The organism is Pseudomonas sp. YL2 (assembly GCF_023063025.1).
In the GTDB taxonomy this organism is placed as follows: domain Bacteria; phylum Pseudomonadota; class Gammaproteobacteria; order Pseudomonadales; family Pseudomonadaceae; genus Aquipseudomonas; species Aquipseudomonas putida_A.
Map to the genome: position 1 here is coordinate 312,736 of NZ_JAJSLU010000002.1, position 15,090 is coordinate 327,825.

The following is a 15,090-nucleotide window of genomic DNA, read 5'->3' on the forward strand; positions in this document are numbered from 1 at the left end:
AACGACCAACCAGGCTCAATTATAAGAATGTTAGCGAAAGATGCTCACCTCACCGGTCGCTTAAGGGGTGGGTCGATTGGGCCCCAATCGATGAGGTTAACAAGAAGGCTAGCTCAGTTGCTCTCTTTCCGCAGGCTACTTCAATGCCCTCACCTTTGCAGACCTCCAAGGTCAGAGTCAGGCGATTTAGATTGAAGAGGTATTTCAGCAGAAATCGTCTCATCCGTACTGGCAGTACCGAGATCGACCTGATCATTCTCACCCAGAGAGCTGTACTGATCCCGGAGCTTGCGTAGGTCTCTCGAGCCCATTTTATCAAGGCATAACGTCGCGTTTTGTGCTTCCTTAGTTGCCCGAATCAGTTCGTCGATCTTCAGATGTAGAATGTCATTGTCGCGGTTTTGCGTGTTCTGGATCAGAAATACCATTAGGAACGTGATGATGGTTGTCGACGTATTGATGATCAGCTGCCACGTGTCGTTGTAATGAAAATACGGCCCCGTGAGCGCCCATACTCCGATCAAAGCGATTGCCAGCAGGAAGGTTTTTGAGCTGCCTGCCCAGTTGGAAAGGGCTTGGCAGAATCGTGCGAATTTCATGATTGCTAACTCTAGTTGTAGGTAAGAACTAGACAACCGGTACGCCTGAAATACTTTATTACAATTCGACCTTTCGTCGGCATCTCGAACCTCGAAATCGTTTCCATGCAGCTAAAATCTAGCGACAGAAGCGTCTGATATAGGAGCGCCGTAACTTAATTCCGCGCAACTTAGATGAAGCACTTTTGACGCTCATCACCCTCTTTGAACTCTAGCCTGAGCTGCCCCGTCCTTTGATATGAGGGGCTCAGGGCAATTCTGCTGTGTAGTCCCATTAAACGTTTTCACACGGAAAGCGAGGGGCCACATGAATACTTCAGACAGCAGGGCGGGATCCCAGGCCGACGATTCTGCAGACCTTAAACCAAGACAAGACTTTCAGCATTTGAAGGAGGATGTCACCGAAGCACTCGGTGGAGCTAGGGAGCAGGCCGATGCGCAGTTCGGCCAATATCGCGACACCGCTGCCGATCAAATCGAGGCATTGGCCCAAGGTGCGAAAAGCTTTGTCTCCGAGCTGGAGGACAAGGACACATTGGGCATGTCCGACTATCTCACCGATATGGCCGAGTCGATGACAGGCCTCGCCGGGAACCTGCGCGGCAAGAGCGCCGAGCAGCTCTTGCATGACGCCGCCGATCTGGCTCGCAACAATCCAGCACTGTTTATCGTCGGCAGTGTGGCCATCGGGTTCGGCTTGTCGCGGTTTTTAAAGGCAGGCACCTCGGCGGCTGCTACCGTCAGCGCGCATCACGATCCAGCTGCAGGCAGCTCGACGCCGCCCTCGGGAGGGTACGGAGTACATCGGCCTTACGAAACGTCCACCGACCTAAACCCGGGACTCGCCACAGGAATCACACCTGCGTCGCCCAATGAGCAAGACCATCCGACCGACTTTGCCGGTGCATCGGCGGCGGTTTCGCCCAGCACCAAAGGAGTATTGTGATGAACACAGACGATCCTGATCTGCCAGGAACCAGACCCTTGGCGTCCACAGACGATGCTTCGGTGGTGGGCCTATTACGGCAGTTGTCCCGCGAAGTTCCCGCGTTATTTACCAAGGAACTGGCGCTGGCCAAAGTCGAGCTGCAGACCAGCCTCAATACGCTCAAGGCCGGCATCGCTGCGGTGGCGGGCGGTGCGATTGTGTTCCTGGCGGGCTTCATCATTCTGCTGATGTCAGCGGTCTACGGCTTGAGCCTGTTCATGGCGCCATGGCTGGCAGCCCTCATCGTCGGTGTGGTGGTGATGATCATTGGCTTCGCCATGTTGCAGTCGGGCAAAAAACAATTTGAGCCATCCCACTTCAAACCTGACCGGACGCTCGATGCTTTGAACAAGGATCAGGAAGCGCTGCGGAGGAAAGTCTCATGAGCACTGAACTGGATATCGAATCGCAAAAAAGCCCGGAACAGATCGAGCGGGAAATCGACGCGCAACGGGCCAGTATCGGCAACATCGTCGACAAGCTGGAGAGCAAATTCACCCCCGGCCAGATGTTCGATCAAGCGTGGGGCATGATGCAGAACAATGGCTCGATCTTTGTCAGCAATCTCGGCACCAGCGTGCGTAATAATCCGGTGCCTGCCGTGCTCACTTCGGTTGGATTGCTATGGCTGATGATGAGCCAGAATCGGCCACCGGTGCCCCAACCTGCGTATCGCACCGGGCCTGATCAGGACAAGGCGGGAGAGTGGGCCGACGGTTTGGCAGAAGGGTTAGACAGTGCACGGGAACATATGCACCAGACCGCTGACTCGATCAAAGGGGGCTACCAGTCGCTCAAGGGCAAGGCCGCCCACTTAGGAGAAAACGTCGGCGCGGCGGGTGAAAATCTCAGCCACGCCATGCACGACGCCGGTGATCGGCTGACGCGCAACTCCCAGGTATTGGGGCAGCAATTCAACCAGTTGCTCAGGGAACAACCGTTGGTGGTGGCCGCTGCCGGTATCGCCCTCGGAGCCTTGCTGGGCGCAGCACTGCCCACGACCCAGACCGAGCAACGCTACATGGGACGCACCAGTGCGGGGCTGGTCGACAAGGTGAAAAAGCAGGCGCAAGAGGGTTATGAAGCGGTGCGCGACACAGTGACGAAAACCACTGATCAGCCGAGGGCGCAGTCTGCGGCTGAAGAAACACGCACCACCACGTCGGCCAGCGCAGATCTTTCTCAAGGCTTGGGCACCTCCTAACCGCGCGGCATCGGGAGGCCCGCAATAGGCCTCCCATCTTTGTTTCAGGTCATGCGGTTTTTCGTCCGACACGTTGAACCTAACTCAACCCCGGTTGCTCAACCGGGAAATGTTCGGGGGGAGCGAGATGAGCGCTTTTAAGAATCAACTGACATTTGTACAGGAAACTAGGTTACTCGCTTTGGATGCCTGGCATCGCGCATTGGAAAATCTTGAATTGCGGATGGAATGCCCCTGACGCCTATCACGATGAACTGCTGCGTCAGTCGGATGAAATGGATCGCTTGGGAATTCTGACTTGGGGCGAGTGGCGCGACCTGAGACGGGAAGCAGACGACGCGTACCTGCGTGCTGTCGCTGGAGACGATTACCACTGAGGTTATTTAGGCCATGTCTATCGCCGGCGACACTGTTCAGTACCTGCGTAATCACGCATTGATGATCACAACAGCGGAATCGTGTACGGCGGGGAAAATTGTCACGCTGTTATCCGAGGTGGAGGGCAGCGGCGAATTTATTGAATGTGGTTACGTCGTTTACTCGCCCCAAGCTAAAGAGCGTCTACTGCATGTCAGCCCTCAAACTATCAAAACCTTCAACCTCACCAGCGTCGAGGTGGCTAAAGAAATGGCTACGGGGGCCTTGCGAGATAGCACCGCAAATGTCGCAATCGCAACTACCGGAATACTGGGGCCGGACGATGTCGATGGCATCCCTGCAGGCACAATCTGTTTTGCTTGGGCGTTTCAGGCGGATGATGACTGCTATGTCTTCAGTCATGAACACAGGTTCTTCGGAGGACGCTGTCAGGTTCAAGCAGAGGCAACGGAATATGCATTGCAGTGGCTACCGCATTTTCATCGTCGGGCGCGAGCTGGCGAGCGGGGTGAAGCCTGATGAGCGCAGATTCCGATAACGCAGATCTGAAAAGCCGCGAACACCCGATTCATGAGGACATGACCTATCAATTGAAGGTCTGGCGTTTTGAGCGCGTCGGCTGGTACGTGTTGGTTTTAGTCGTTTTGATGGGGTTGATGGGCGTCTTTTCCAGAGGCTTGCTCAGTTCAAGAGATGTCCGCAGTGAGGACGGTAAAGTCAGAGTGGAATATGAAATGTTCCATCGCAACGGCTCGACTAACTCGATGAAAATCACTTTGAATTCAGCGCCAGATTCTCAGGCAGAGCTGGAGCTCGCAGGTCAGCTATTGGAAGGCTTCAGTATCGAAACTCTACAACCCGAACCTCTGCGCTCAAGAAGTTCTACACAGGGCATCAGGCTCTGGCTACAGACCGACCTTGATGGTCAAGCGACGCTATATATCACCCTGCGAGGGGATGGCCTTGGCTTCTACCGCAGTCAAATCTTTTCACCGGGCACCAACGGCATAAAGCTTGTGCAGTTCATCTTCCCTTAGGTGATTTATGGATTCAGTTTTGCGTGCAGGTGCCATGTATGTGGCCCTCTTGGTGCTCTTCAAGATCGCTGGACGGCGCTCCTTGGCGGAACTGACCACCTTCGATTTCATTCTTTTACTGATGATCGGTGAGGCGACTCAGCAAGCCCTGCTGGGCGATGATTTTTCGCTCACTAATTCTGTGATCGTCATCGTCACCCTTGTCGCCATCGACGTTGGCCTGTCCCTGCTCAAGCGGCGCTCGCGGTGGATGTCACGGCTGATTGATGGCGAGCCGACCGTAATCGTTGAGAACGGAAAACTGCTCCACGAACGCCTTCGTCGTGCGCGATTGTTAGAAGCGGATGTGATGGAGGCTGCACGTTCCAGCCAAGGTATCGAGAAGCTGGAAGAGATCAAGTTCGCAATCCTAGAGCGCAACGGCAAGATCTCAGTCATCGCCCAGGAAGACTGACTCGCGAGAGTCGATATGTACTTGCGGAATTACTTGAACACCCTTGGATTCGTGGGGCCTAAGCAATATCAATCTGAGGAGGGCTTGGCCATGTCGGAAGCTACCAGCTATTTCGCAATTGCCGTCGCAGTGATCATTTTGCTCGTTGACCTTTGGGCCATCGTAAGCGTGTTTCGCAGCGACAAGACGGTGGGAGTCAAAGCCGGTTGGGCTATTGGGCTCATCATTTTCCCAGTCATTGGTTTAATCGTTTGGGGTGTTGCGGGGCCGCGCGGAATCAAAGAAGGCCCATCGTCGCCTGAACACAGCAAAGGGTAAGCAGCATCCGTTGGTCGCTAGTGCAGAAGGTTTTTGAAATTAACCCAGACGCATTTGCTTCAGATGAATGTGGGTTGGCATTCGGTCTCTTACCGAGTGAACTGCAGCCCTGATTCGCCTGAGGAGAATGTCATGTTCCTACATAACAAACGACTTCAATACACCGTGCGAGTTGCCCAGCCAAACCCTGGGTTAGCAAATTTATTACTGGAACAGTTTGGGGGAGCTCAGGGCGAGCTTGCAGCGGCCTCCCGCTACTTCACCCAAGCGTTGGCAGAAGATGATCCAGGCAGAAAGGATCTGCTGATGGACATCGCCACCGAAGAACTCAGTCACCTCGAGATCGTCGGGTCGATCATCGTGATGTTAAACAAGGGTGCTAAAGGACAAATGGCTGAAGGTGTGGAGGAAGAAGGAGAGCTTTATCGCGCCATTAATGGTGCCGGCAACGACTCTCACATCACCAGTCTATTGTACGGCGCCGGTGCTCCGTTGACTAACTCGGCGGGCGTGCCTTGGTCGGCAGCTTACGTCGACACCATCGGCGAACCGACAGCAGACATGCGCTCAAATATCGCCGCTGAGGCGAGAGCGAAAATTGTCTATGAACGGTTGATGAATGTTACCGATGATCCGGGTGTGAAAGAGGCCCTAGGATTTCTGATGACGCGTGAAATCGCCCACCAGCTATCTTTCGAAAAAGCACTGCACGCCATCCAGCCAAATTTCCCTCAGGGCAAACTGCCGGGCATGCCGGAGTTCACCAACGTCTACTTCAACATGTCACAGGGCGAAGGCAGCACTCGCGGCCCTTGGAACGAAGGGGACGATTGGGACTTTGTGGAAGATCCGGCGCCTGCAGTGGATGGTGGGGACGGCACCGCCTCTGTGCAATTGAGCGCTGAGGACGAGGCGCTGCTCATGGATATGAAAGCCAGGACGATGTCCGACCCAGACAGCAATCCGATCACAGGGGCGGACTTAGGGGCAGGTGTACAAGGCGAACCTCAACCTTGAAGAGCAGCCGCACGCCCTCCGGCGTGCGGTCTTTCATCTCATTCAGAGAGGAATCACAGCATGGTTAACAAAAAATCAGCGCGTCGGAATTTAACTGGCCCTGAGATGCTCTTTGCCACCAGCGTCGCTTTTGAACGTGACGCGCAACGCGTATCCAGGCAATTCCTACGGTCGCTTTCCGTATCTACTGAAAAGTACGATTCAAAAAAATAGGAGGTATCCGTGCCCGATCCGTTGACCTCATCAGGCGCGCCGCCTCGCTCCTGGTTCGCCCGGTTCTCAGGAACTGGGTGGGGCGGGCGCGCGTTCTGGTCAATTTTGATTTGCGCAACAATGTTCTTACTCATATGCGGATATGGCGGCTTTGTCGGCGCCAACAAACAAAATCTGCACTTCGCTTTTCTCGGTGGCATGTCAGGTTTCGCTGCAACGGCCATGGGAGCTGTTTTAGCGATTGCGTTACGAGACATCGCCGCCCGTACTCAAGACATCATGCTGGTCTTCGCCGCCGGCATGATGCTGGCCGCCAGTTCTTTCTCGCTCATTCTCGCTGGTATCGAAGCAGCTCAGGCCCTTTTCGGAAACCAGTTGCTCGCAGCATGCGTAGTTGTTGCGGGATTGGGATTGGGCGTAACGCTGATGGTTGGCCTAGATCGTTTCGTCCCTCATGAACACGAGAAAAGCGGACGCCGGGGGCCAGACGCGCAGCGTATCAACCGTGTTTGGTTGTTCGTCTTGGCAATCACTCTGCATAACCTGCCCGAAGGCATGGCTATTGGAGTGAGCTTCGCCAATGGCGATATGAAGGTCGGACTGCCACTAACCACTGCCATTGCCATTCAAGACATTCCGAAGGTCTAGCCGTCGCCTTGGCGTTGCGGGTGACGGGCATCTCCGTACTGCGCGCGGCGCTGATTGCAGTGGGTTCGGGGTTGATGGAGCCGATTGGCGCCATCGTCGGCTTGGGTATTTCCAGCAGCTTCGCATTGGGCTACCCCATTGCCCTCGGCTTAGCAGCGGGCGCCATGATTTTTGTGGTGTCTCACGAGGTCATTCCGGAGACTCATCGCAACGGTCATGAAACTCCCGCGACCTTGGGACTGATGCTCGGTTTCGGTGTGATGATGTTTCTCGACACTGCTTTGGGTTAGCTTCCAGCCTTTTGTCTGTCCCCCAAAAAAAATTCGGAACACGTCTCAAACGAGGTTGGTCAATCTTCATGTAATGCAAGTTTTGCAATGCATGTTGATCCCATTCGGACGCCCATCGGGGCGACGCCAATACTGACCAGAAGGAAGTTTGGAAATGGCTAGAAAAACTGTCGAAGACTTGTTTATCCATGAACTCTCTGACGTTTACAGTGCGGAAAAACAAATCACCAAAGCATTGCCGCGCTTGGCGAAAGCAGCGACGAATCCACTCCTGGCAGACGCGTTTACGTCCCACTTGGAGGAGACTCATGGGCAAATTGAACGCATTGATCAGTTGGTAGAACTCACCGGTATCAAACTGAAACGTATGAAGTGCGTGGCCATGGAGGGACTTGTCGAAGAGTCGAAAGAGCTGTTGGAAGAGATCGATAAGGGAGCTGTTCTCGACGCAGCATTGATTGGTGCAGCGCAAAAGGTGGAGCACTACGAAATTGCTGCCTACGGCACCCTGATAGCAATGGCAAAGCATCTAAAGCTCGACGACGCGGCAGCTTTATTAGCAGCAACGCTTGCCGAAGAAAAAGGTGCGGACGAAAAGCTGACTAAGATTGCGGAGCAAGGTGGTAATCAAGCAGCGACCATGGATCCTAAATAAAAACGGTATCAGCAAACGTCCTGGTCGACGGAGGCATGGTTCCGTCGACCAGCTTCGATAGGAAAATTATGACTCATCCGAGCTCTATCCAGTTCTAGCGAACTAAGGAGCTGAATTTTCCTGACGAGCCCCAGGATAGCCAAGCAGGAGAAAAAGATGATTGATGAATCGGTTATTCGCGAAAGAGCGTATGCACTTTGGGTAAAAGATGCTTGCCCAGAGGGCGCTGACCTTTTTTATTGGTTTCTTGCTCAAGAGCAGCTTGAGACGGCGCTCAAGCGAACTTCCGTCCAGAGTGATGAAAACGATAAATTTTTTAATAAAGTTGGTAAGACAAAATATGAAGTAAATTTACGTTCCAAGAAGCGAGAGTCGGCGTGAGAACGATTTTCCCTACTTTTTTTGACCGCCAATTAGTCAGGAAGAGCCGACGGGCAATATTTTCGGACAAGTGCTACGCCTGTATCCACGCATCCATTTGGCTCTTCGCGCAGCTAAGCTACGAGCTTGCGTTGCGAAAATTTCCGTAAATGCAGGCCAATCATTAGAGGGCTGTATGGATGCGATTGATTCGGCGCTTATGGCAGCGCGTGCCCAGTTCGCGATTGCCATAAGCTTTCATATCGTGCTGGCAGCCTTCACCATTGGCTTGGCCAATTTTCTCATGGTGCTGGAGGCACTGTGGCTGTGGCGCAGGCGTAGGATCTACTTGGATGTCTACCTTTACTGGCTAAAGGTGTTTGTGCTCAACGTTGCGGTAGGCACAGCGTCGGGTGTGATTTTGGAGTACCAATTCGGATTGAATTGGTCACGCCTCTCGGCCCAGGCGGGAGACATTCTAGGGCCGTTGATGTTCTACGAGGTACTGGCGGCATTTTTCCTGGAAGCGGGTTTTCTCGGTATCATGTTGTTCGGGTTGAAGAGGGTGGGCCCTAGGCTGCATTTTTTCGCCACCTGCGCCGTCGCAATTGGATCTTTGATCAGCGCCTTTTGGATCCTGTCAGCCAACTCCTGGATGCAAACACCCGCCGGCTATTCAATTGGAGTCGATGGACGTTTTATTGCCGAAAACTGGTGGGCGATCATCTTCAATCCTTCGTTCCCTTACCGGCTTGTGCATATGACATTGGCCGCGATTATAGGCAGCGCCTCGCTGGTAGCCGGTGTTAGCGCTTGGCAGTTGTTGCGTGTGCCACAGAACCCGCGAGCCCGGCTTGCCTACTCTATGGCGTTGTGGGTGGTTGCGTTGCTGACGCCTGTGCAACTACTGGTGGGCGATCTGCATGGTGAGCACAGCCTTAAAGTTCAGCCGCAAAAGGTTGCCGCCATCGAAGGTTCCTGGACACGACCAGCGAAAGGAGAGGGGGAACCATTACGTTTATTCGCCATTCCAGATATGGCTGAGCGACGCAACCATTGGGAAGTAGCGATTCCGCGCGTAGCGTCTTTGTACTTGCGACATGACCTGACCGGCACTATTAAAGCGCTTGATGAATTCCCGCCTGAGGACATACCACCTGTGCCGCCCGTGTTCTTCGCTTTCCGTGTCATGGTCGGATTGGGACTATTGATGCTGGGGCAGGGGTTAATCAGTCTGGTATTACGCTGGCGGCATCGCTTGTACTCAGCGCGTTGGATGTTCCGAGGGAGTGCGCTGATGGCGCCCGCTGGATTTCTGGCAATGCTGAGTGGTTGGGTTGTAACAGAGGTTGGCCGTCAGCCCTTTACTGTCTATGGGTTGATGCGAACTGCTGACAGTCTGTCTTCGGTATCTCGTCAGCAGGTGGTAGGGGCAACGTGGGCAATCCTGTCGTTTTATCTGGTGATCTTCGGCATGGGTTTCTGGGTACTGCTGCGACTTTTGCGGGAGCCACCTCTCGAAGACGAGCCTGGGCCTCAACCCTCTTTGGCGGACGAGACGGGTGATCCTGAGGGCGAACATCGATGATGGGCAATGACTGGATAACACTACTGTCCGCTGCGGCGCTGGCGTTTTCGGTATTGAACTACGTGCTGTTGGATGGCACTGATCTTGGTGTGGGGGTGCTGCTGGGCCTTACTCGTTGCAGCAAGCACCGACGTGCCATGGCGGTGACTATCCTTCCGATTTGGGACGCTAACGAAACGTGGCTAGTGCTCGGTGGTGGCGGTCTGCTGGCGTTGTTTCCGCTGGCTTATGCCGTCCTGCTGCCGGCGCTTTATTGGCCGTTTATCACTATGTTTCTGGCGTTGATTCTTCGCGCGGTCGCGCTGGAATTTCGCGATTACTCGAAAAGCTATCGTATGAAGCGCATGGTCGATGGGTTGCTGCTGATCGGTTCACTGCTAGCTGGGGCAACTCAGGGAATTGTGTTGGGAACGCTAGTTCAAGGCGTACCTAATCAAGACGGGCAATACAGCGGTAACGGCTGGGAATGGTTGGGCTTGTTTCCGTTGTATTGTGGGGCGGTGCTCGTCGTGGCCTATACATGGTTAGGCGCGTGCTGGCTGTATTGGCGCACTGTAGAGGATCTGCAACATCGGTCAGGTCGGCAGGCAAAGGCGTTGGCCATCGTGACCATGATACTTTTGGCCGTGTTGGTGATCTGGACAGCGACGCTGGATGCTCAATATGTGCATCGTCTTTCAAATAGGCTTGTCTGGTTGCCAGCGGCAATATTGCTCGCTGCATTGCTGATCAGCTTTACCTTGAGCTTTCGAAGCCGCCGGCAATATCTGCCGCTATTCGCCGCACTGGGAATTTTCATCTTGGCATTCGCATTGATGGTCGCAGCGCTCTTTCCATTGATTGTCCCGCCTAACCTGACCTTGCAAGAAGCAGCCTCAAGTCCCACCAGTCAGATTTTTATGCTGGTCGGGTTCGCCATGCTGATCCCGGTGACGCTCCTCTACAACACCTACGGCTTCAGAGTCTTCAGCGGAAAGGTTCGCGCCATTCGTGATTGACTGCAATATCTCAACCTTGGCCAGCCCAATACCGGTGTACGGCGCCTTGCGAGCCTTGCACCGGATCCTGGTCGGGAAACGGCAGCGTGTCGATGCTCGCCAGTTGAGCATTGGTGGGGGCCTCTCGGCAGATATCTGCACGTTGCCCCGGCGGATGGGTACCGACTACCAGAAAATCTTCACTTGAATCTAAATTGCAATGGCCGGTGCCGGCAGGCAATAGCAATGCGTCGCCTGCACTGACTTCAAGTACATGACCCTCCGAGCCGCCCAGCATCAGCCGAGCTCCACCGCTGGCGATGCCAAGCACTTCATGACCTTCGGTATGGTAGTGGTGGTAGCTGTAAATCCCATATCGCCATTGTGATGGCTAGCCATTGGCGATGAAGGTTTGCTCGAACCGCGCAGCTGGGGCGTCGCCCTGAATTGCAATCGCGTTGGGGTAAATCAGTACCGGTAGGCGCGGGTTGTTGGGAACCCATTGGTTGCGTTCAAACAGCAGGGTTTGAACGTTAGCTGTCTCAGCTCGCAGTTTGTTCATTCAAGGTTCTCCGAAACCCTGATGTGGCAATGGAATTTCATACATCGATCTGCAACTCCAAATCAGCATTTTCCAGTCTGCGGGCGTGGGCCACCGTCCCGTTCAAGCGTTCTCCCGAAGAGAGAATCATGGTCAAGGAGTGAGCCTTGTGTAGATCATCAGGTACTGGGGATAGCACCTGCACTTGGAAGGCACCTGATGTGATGGGAGTGATGAGTACGTCGCAATCAATAGTTTTGGCGATAGGGCCGAAAAGGGTGTCGTTTAAGTAATTCAAACGTGCGCGCTTAGTCATGGATATGTCCTCTGACGCCAGGTTTTTAAAGCATCATTTTATTGCTCCATTTGTATGCTAGACGACACCCACGACAGATGAGTTCAACCCCATGGAGTCATGGTTCCTTGCTGATGCCTTCATCCGTGCGCTCCGGGCGTCCCTGGACGCGACCTACAATCGTGGCGGAGAGACCAAGATCGATGGAGACTGGCAGGACAACAAGCAGGAAAACGGCCTGCTTGGTGCCAGCGTCGGTTTCATGCTATCGCCTCAATTCGGTGGACTGATTGCGTATTCCGATACGGTTTCCGAAGCCTTGGTGGTAATAGCGGGCAGTGTTATGTGTACGTCAATGACCGAATGCGGTCGGTGTGTTCGCTGGATGCTTACCACCTATCCTCCTGATATCGTCGAGAAGAATGGTGACGATCAGTACGGTGATTGCAGTGGCGGGGTGCCTCGCTCACCAATGGGTTATTGGCGATTGTTATGCTACGGCAGTCCCTTAAGAAACTCAGCCAAAACGGTTCAAGATTGGCGCTGCGGTTGAACCCGATATGCGTCAGGTGAGTTTCCAGCACGATCAAAAGGGCGCTTTTCGGTGAGACTTCTCTCTCCCATTGGACTCGATGACTTTTGATTGGGTGGTCTGAACGGTGGTAGCAAGAAAGATAAGCTCGAGGCGGACGAAGCCTCGAAAAATATGCGACGGGCCGACGGCAAGTGTAACGTTTCAGCAAAGTCATCGTGAAATGGCCTGTCGATTAATCCGTCATGGAATCTTTGACTACCTCCCCATATGAACAATACTTAATGGAAACTGCTTCCAGGACGAATACCATGATCTCCGCCCTTGAGATCCGATATATGATTGAGTGTGGCTTTCTACCATTGTCCTGCACATGCACGACAAATGCGGATGGCTCGTTGATGATTAAGGTTATTGATCCTTAAACAGGCAGTGTGGAGCTTTTGGTGACGGGGGTTTCGACGCCAGCGCTCACGTCTAGCAGGGCGATTGCCAGTCTAATTGGCGAGCTACGCAGCGAGATGGCGGCACGCAAAACCAGGTTCGAATGGAGCGAGCGCAGAGCCCAAGAGCGTTGAGCAGATTCATGCACAAGGATAGCAGTCCAAAACTGCCTTTGATGTCAAACTGGTATCAGCCATACTAAGGCTTCATTTTCATGGAGCCCGTTCCGTGTCCTCCGATAGAACACAGCAACTTGAGCAAGCACTTCTAGCCGTCATCGCGGAGCCACAAAGATGGGTGTGAGCTGTGATGCACTATGTGCAGAAGCGGTTGGCGGCCTGATGGCAGATCGTTACTGGCAGTGGTCGCTTACGGAGCATAAAAACGGCGCTGCTGATGAGATAGAGGAGGCACTCACAAAGCTTCTGATGAGAGGAGTTACAAAGTCGAGCCCGACCTACCTTCGCATCTCCGATCCTGTAAGTCAGGCTTTGTGAATCGCGATACCAGGTTGTAATAACGTCGCCATAGCGATCACGAACTCATCCAGCGACCACGGCTTGTGCAGATAGATGCTAGAGGCTGGAACAGCTTCTGGATCTATCAAATATCCAGAGGTCAGGATTGCTGCAATTGATGGCCATCGACTACTTACCATCTCGATGAATTCGATCCCCTGGATCTGGCCAGGTACGCCGTGGTCTGCGATCACCAAACGACACTGTTCATGAGTTTGAAGCAAATAGGTTAACGCATCATCTGCAGTCTCAAAGGAGATCGCCTTCCCGCCGACCTCCGATACGATTTCTTCCATCAGCGCTCGCAAGGTCGGATCGTCCTCGATGACGATCACCGATCCTTCAATAGGCAAAAAACCTTCCCACTGTACGATCAATCCGAGATCCCTTAGCCGAGCGCACCTGTCGGCGTTTGATGAGTCAGTTTGTGAGTGTATTCGCATTTCAGGATTTTGTGGCCCCTCGCGAATCTATTGATGACCCAGATCACAGATCGTCCTCAGTACCTGAACGAACTGGAGAGTAGAGGCCGACCAGGGTGGAAAACCGCTGCCTTTTTTTGGATCGCTCCCCCAAATGAAAAAAGGACGAGAGTTTTCGGTATAAAACCGAACCATCTCGTCCTTTTCACTTACCGGTAGACTTAGGTAGTCAACGGTGTTGCGCTGCTATCGCTCTCCGGAATATCGATGTGGCTATCGCCGGGTGTCAGAATGACTTTTCGGCAGTCCTCTTCTTTTTTATCAAAGATTTTATATCCCTCAGCGGCCTGTTCTAGTGACATGCGATGGCTGATGATGACTTCTGGTGCGAGACGACCTGTCTCAATGTGATCCAGGAGCTCGGGTAGGAAACGGTGCACATGGGTCTGCCCCATTTTGAAGGTCAGCCCCTTGTCGAATGCATCTCCGAACAGGAAGCCATGGATGAACCCTGAATAAACGCCAGGGACACTGACGATGCCGCCGCGTCGAACGGCGGCGATGCACTGACGTAAAGCCTTGCCGCTGCTGCCCTCAAGCTTGAGTGTCGCGAGAACTGTTTCCGTCGTACTACCTTTTGCTTCAAACCCTACCGCATCTACGACGCCATCAACTCCCCGCATTCCTTTGGTTTGCCGAATGATCGTATCTGCAGGATCGTCGTCTTCATCGAAGTTGATCGGAATTACACCATACGTTTTCTGCGCGTAAGCCAAGCGGTAAGGATGGTGATCGACCATGAAAATTTGGTCGGCACCGAGCATCCTTGCACAGGCCGCGCTCAACAAACCGACGGGCCCTGCACCATAAATTGCGATGCTGGAACCATTACCAATCCCCGCGTTAGTTACAGCCTGATACGCCGTGGGAAGGATGTCTGAAAGGAAAAGAACCTTTTCATCCGACAGTGTCCCCGGCACCTTAAACGGCCCGGTGTTGGCTTTCGGCACGCGCACGTATTCGGCTTGCCCGCCAGGAACGCCGCCGTACATATGACTGAAGCCGAACAGCGCGGCTCCTGGTGGTATCGCCTTTTTATTCATGATCGCTCCGCGCCCTGTATTTGTTGTTTCGCAGGCGGCGAACAGATCCATTGCGCAGAAGAAACAGCTGCCGCAGGCGATTACAAAGGGAATTACCACGCGGTCGCCGGGTTGCACTGCGGTAACCGCTGAGCCTGCCTCTTCAACGATCCCCATGAACTCATGCCCGAAGATATCGCCATGCTCGACAGTCGGAATCTTGCCCCGATAGAGATGGAGGTCAGATCCGCATATCGCCGTCGCGGTAACCCGAAGAATGATGTCATCACTTTCCTGGATAACCGGATCAGGAACCGTGTCGACCTTGACGCTGTGCGCGCCGTGATAGGTGAGTGCTCTCATAACGTCTTACCTACTTTAGCTGGATGGTAAGTGGGAGAGGAGGATCGGAGAAATTAAGTTCAGAGTGATAGATACGCAGATGACTAGCGGTCGCCTAAGTAGACATGCTCGTAATTTTTTAAACCTAATTGAGCGGAAGTGGGTCGACTGCTGGAGTCTTAACTCAG

The 15,090-nt window shown here is 53.6% G+C and carries 17 protein-coding genes and 4 pseudogenes; 16 read left to right on the plus strand and 5 right to left on the minus strand.

Annotation, left to right across the window (positions count from 1 at the left end; all coding sequences use genetic code 11):
* Window positions 1–149 precede the first annotated feature (149 nt).
* Complete coding sequence (locus tag LVD08_RS04455) at window positions 150–599, minus strand: low affinity iron permease family protein (RefSeq protein WP_247267533.1); 450 nt, start codon at window positions 597–599, stop codon at window positions 150–152.
* A 307-nt stretch (window positions 600–906) separates the two neighbouring features.
* Here LVD08_RS04455 and LVD08_RS04460 point away from each other — a divergent pair, with 307 nt between their 5' ends.
* From LVD08_RS04460 to cydB, 14 genes and pseudogenes are all read left to right on the plus strand, one after another.
* On the plus strand, window positions 907–1,545 hold the full coding sequence (locus LVD08_RS04460) for a hypothetical protein (protein ID WP_247267534.1): 639 nt from the start codon (window positions 907–909) through the stop codon (window positions 1,543–1,545).
* Complete coding sequence (locus LVD08_RS04465) at window positions 1,545–1,973, plus strand: phage holin family protein (RefSeq protein WP_247267535.1); 429 nt, start codon at window positions 1,545–1,547, stop codon at window positions 1,971–1,973. Before LVD08_RS04460 ends, LVD08_RS04465 begins: the two co-directional genes overlap by 1 nt.
* Window positions 1,970–2,791, plus strand: a complete 822-nt coding sequence (locus LVD08_RS04470) for a DUF3618 domain-containing protein (protein ID WP_247267536.1) — start codon at window positions 1,970–1,972, stop codon at window positions 2,789–2,791. Before LVD08_RS04465 ends, LVD08_RS04470 begins: the two co-directional genes overlap by 4 nt.
* A 127-nt stretch (window positions 2,792–2,918) precedes the next feature.
* A pseudogene (locus tag LVD08_RS04475) lies at window positions 2,919–3,168 on the plus strand (hypothetical protein).
* A 13-nt stretch (window positions 3,169–3,181) separates the two neighbouring features.
* Complete coding sequence (locus tag LVD08_RS04480; RefSeq protein ID WP_247267537.1) at window positions 3,182–3,688, plus strand: CinA family protein; 507 nt, start codon at window positions 3,182–3,184, stop codon at window positions 3,686–3,688.
* Window positions 3,688–4,206 (plus strand): hypothetical protein, encoded by a 519-nt coding sequence (locus LVD08_RS04485; protein ID WP_247267538.1) that lies wholly within the window; start codon window positions 3,688–3,690, stop codon window positions 4,204–4,206. Before LVD08_RS04480 ends, LVD08_RS04485 begins: the two co-directional genes overlap by 1 nt.
* Before the next feature lie 7 nt (window positions 4,207–4,213).
* A complete protein-coding gene (locus tag LVD08_RS04490) occupies window positions 4,214–4,660 on the plus strand; it encodes a DUF421 domain-containing protein (RefSeq protein ID WP_247267539.1) in 447 nt (148 codons plus the stop codon).
* A 90-nt stretch (window positions 4,661–4,750) separates the two neighbouring features.
* Window positions 4,751–4,978 (plus strand): PLD nuclease N-terminal domain-containing protein, encoded by a 228-nt coding sequence (locus tag LVD08_RS04495; protein ID WP_042559210.1) that lies wholly within the window; start codon window positions 4,751–4,753, stop codon window positions 4,976–4,978.
* Window positions 4,979–5,110: 132 nt separating this feature from the next.
* Window positions 5,111–5,995, plus strand: a complete 885-nt coding sequence (locus LVD08_RS04500; RefSeq protein ID WP_158828913.1) for a manganese catalase family protein — start codon at window positions 5,111–5,113, stop codon at window positions 5,993–5,995.
* 333 nt (window positions 5,996–6,328) lie between these two features.
* Window positions 6,329–7,146 (plus strand): annotated as a pseudogene (locus LVD08_RS04505) (ZIP family metal transporter).
* A 154-nt stretch (window positions 7,147–7,300) separates the two neighbouring features.
* The gene (locus tag LVD08_RS04510) at window positions 7,301–7,801 is read left to right on the plus strand and encodes a YciE/YciF ferroxidase family protein (RefSeq protein ID WP_145256709.1); all 501 of its coding nucleotides are present in this window, start codon (window positions 7,301–7,303) and stop codon (window positions 7,799–7,801) included.
* 156 nt (window positions 7,802–7,957) lie between these two features.
* Entirely contained in the window at window positions 7,958–8,182 is a 225-nt protein-coding gene (locus LVD08_RS04515) for a DUF2934 domain-containing protein (protein ID WP_247267540.1), read from the plus strand.
* 175 nt (window positions 8,183–8,357) lie between these two features.
* Window positions 8,358–9,749 (plus strand): cytochrome ubiquinol oxidase subunit I, encoded by a 1,392-nt coding sequence (locus LVD08_RS04520; protein WP_247267541.1) that lies wholly within the window; start codon window positions 8,358–8,360, stop codon window positions 9,747–9,749.
* Window positions 9,746–10,747: a cytochrome d ubiquinol oxidase subunit II gene (gene cydB / locus LVD08_RS04525; RefSeq protein WP_247267542.1), complete on the plus strand. Its 1,002-nt coding sequence runs from the start codon at window positions 9,746–9,748 to the stop codon at window positions 10,745–10,747. Before LVD08_RS04520 ends, cydB begins: the two co-directional genes overlap by 4 nt.
* A 10-nt stretch (window positions 10,748–10,757) precedes the next feature.
* Here the strand turns inward: cydB and LVD08_RS04530 are convergent.
* Together LVD08_RS04530 and LVD08_RS04535 are read right to left on the minus strand one after the other, a co-directional pair.
* Window positions 10,758–11,288, minus strand: a pseudogene (locus LVD08_RS04530) (cupin).
* Window positions 11,289–11,325: 37 nt separating this feature from the next.
* On the minus strand, window positions 11,326–11,583 hold the full coding sequence (locus LVD08_RS04535; RefSeq protein WP_145256697.1) for a hypothetical protein: 258 nt from the start codon (window positions 11,581–11,583) through the stop codon (window positions 11,326–11,328).
* Between the two features lie 124 nt (window positions 11,584–11,707).
* Here LVD08_RS04535 and LVD08_RS04540 point away from each other — a divergent pair.
* Together LVD08_RS04540 and LVD08_RS28185 are read left to right on the plus strand one after the other, a co-directional pair.
* Window positions 11,708–11,878: pseudogene (locus tag LVD08_RS04540) on the plus strand (transporter); the annotation flags it as partial.
* A 527-nt stretch (window positions 11,879–12,405) separates the two neighbouring features.
* Window positions 12,406–12,519, plus strand: coding sequence for a DUF1652 domain-containing protein (locus LVD08_RS28185; RefSeq protein WP_446739752.1), 114 nt, complete (start codon window positions 12,406–12,408; stop codon window positions 12,517–12,519).
* Between the two features lie 503 nt (window positions 12,520–13,022).
* On the opposite strand, the gene LVD08_RS04550 is transcribed toward LVD08_RS28185, so the two are convergent.
* Window positions 13,023–13,433 (minus strand): response regulator, encoded by a 411-nt coding sequence (locus LVD08_RS04550; protein WP_247267543.1) that lies wholly within the window; start codon window positions 13,431–13,433, stop codon window positions 13,023–13,025.
* A 266-nt stretch (window positions 13,434–13,699) separates the two neighbouring features.
* Window positions 13,700–14,923 (minus strand): zinc-dependent alcohol dehydrogenase, encoded by a 1,224-nt coding sequence (locus LVD08_RS04555; protein WP_247267544.1) that lies wholly within the window; start codon window positions 14,921–14,923, stop codon window positions 13,700–13,702.
* Between the last annotated feature and the right edge of the window lie 167 nt (window positions 14,924–15,090).

Excerpts from the sequence above, each read along its gene's own strand:
- LVD08_RS28185 (WP_446739752.1), top strand. The coding sequence starts at position 12,406 with ATGATCTCCGCCCTTGAGATCCGATATATGATTGAGTGTGGCTTTCTA.
- LVD08_RS04515 (WP_247267540.1), top strand. The coding sequence starts at position 7,958 with ATGATTGATGAATCGGTTATTCGCGAAAGAGCGTATGCACTTTGGGTA.
- LVD08_RS04480 (WP_247267537.1), top strand. The coding sequence starts at position 3,182 with ATGTCTATCGCCGGCGACACTGTTCAGTACCTGCGTAATCACGCATTG.
- cydB (WP_247267542.1), top strand. The coding sequence starts at position 9,746 with ATGATGGGCAATGACTGGATAACACTACTGTCCGCTGCGGCGCTGGCG.
- LVD08_RS04465 (WP_247267535.1), top strand. The coding sequence starts at position 1,545 with ATGAACACAGACGATCCTGATCTGCCAGGAACCAGACCCTTGGCGTCC.
- LVD08_RS04485 (WP_247267538.1), top strand. The coding sequence starts at position 3,688 with ATGAGCGCAGATTCCGATAACGCAGATCTGAAAAGCCGCGAACACCCG.
- LVD08_RS04470 (WP_247267536.1), top strand. The coding sequence starts at position 1,970 with ATGAGCACTGAACTGGATATCGAATCGCAAAAAAGCCCGGAACAGATC.
- LVD08_RS04455 (WP_247267533.1), bottom strand. The coding sequence starts at position 599 with ATGAAATTCGCACGATTCTGCCAAGCCCTTTCCAACTGGGCAGGCAGC.
- LVD08_RS04500 (WP_158828913.1), top strand. The coding sequence starts at position 5,111 with ATGTTCCTACATAACAAACGACTTCAATACACCGTGCGAGTTGCCCAG.
- LVD08_RS04495 (WP_042559210.1), top strand. The coding sequence starts at position 4,751 with ATGTCGGAAGCTACCAGCTATTTCGCAATTGCCGTCGCAGTGATCATT.
- LVD08_RS04555 (WP_247267544.1), bottom strand. The coding sequence starts at position 14,923 with ATGAGAGCACTCACCTATCACGGCGCGCACAGCGTCAAGGTCGACACG.
- LVD08_RS04520 (WP_247267541.1), top strand. The coding sequence starts at position 8,358 with ATGGATGCGATTGATTCGGCGCTTATGGCAGCGCGTGCCCAGTTCGCG.
- LVD08_RS04535 (WP_145256697.1), bottom strand. The coding sequence starts at position 11,583 with ATGACTAAGCGCGCACGTTTGAATTACTTAAACGACACCCTTTTCGGC.
- LVD08_RS04460 (WP_247267534.1), top strand. The coding sequence starts at position 907 with ATGAATACTTCAGACAGCAGGGCGGGATCCCAGGCCGACGATTCTGCA.
- LVD08_RS04490 (WP_247267539.1), top strand. The coding sequence starts at position 4,214 with ATGGATTCAGTTTTGCGTGCAGGTGCCATGTATGTGGCCCTCTTGGTG.
- LVD08_RS04510 (WP_145256709.1), top strand. The coding sequence starts at position 7,301 with ATGGCTAGAAAAACTGTCGAAGACTTGTTTATCCATGAACTCTCTGAC.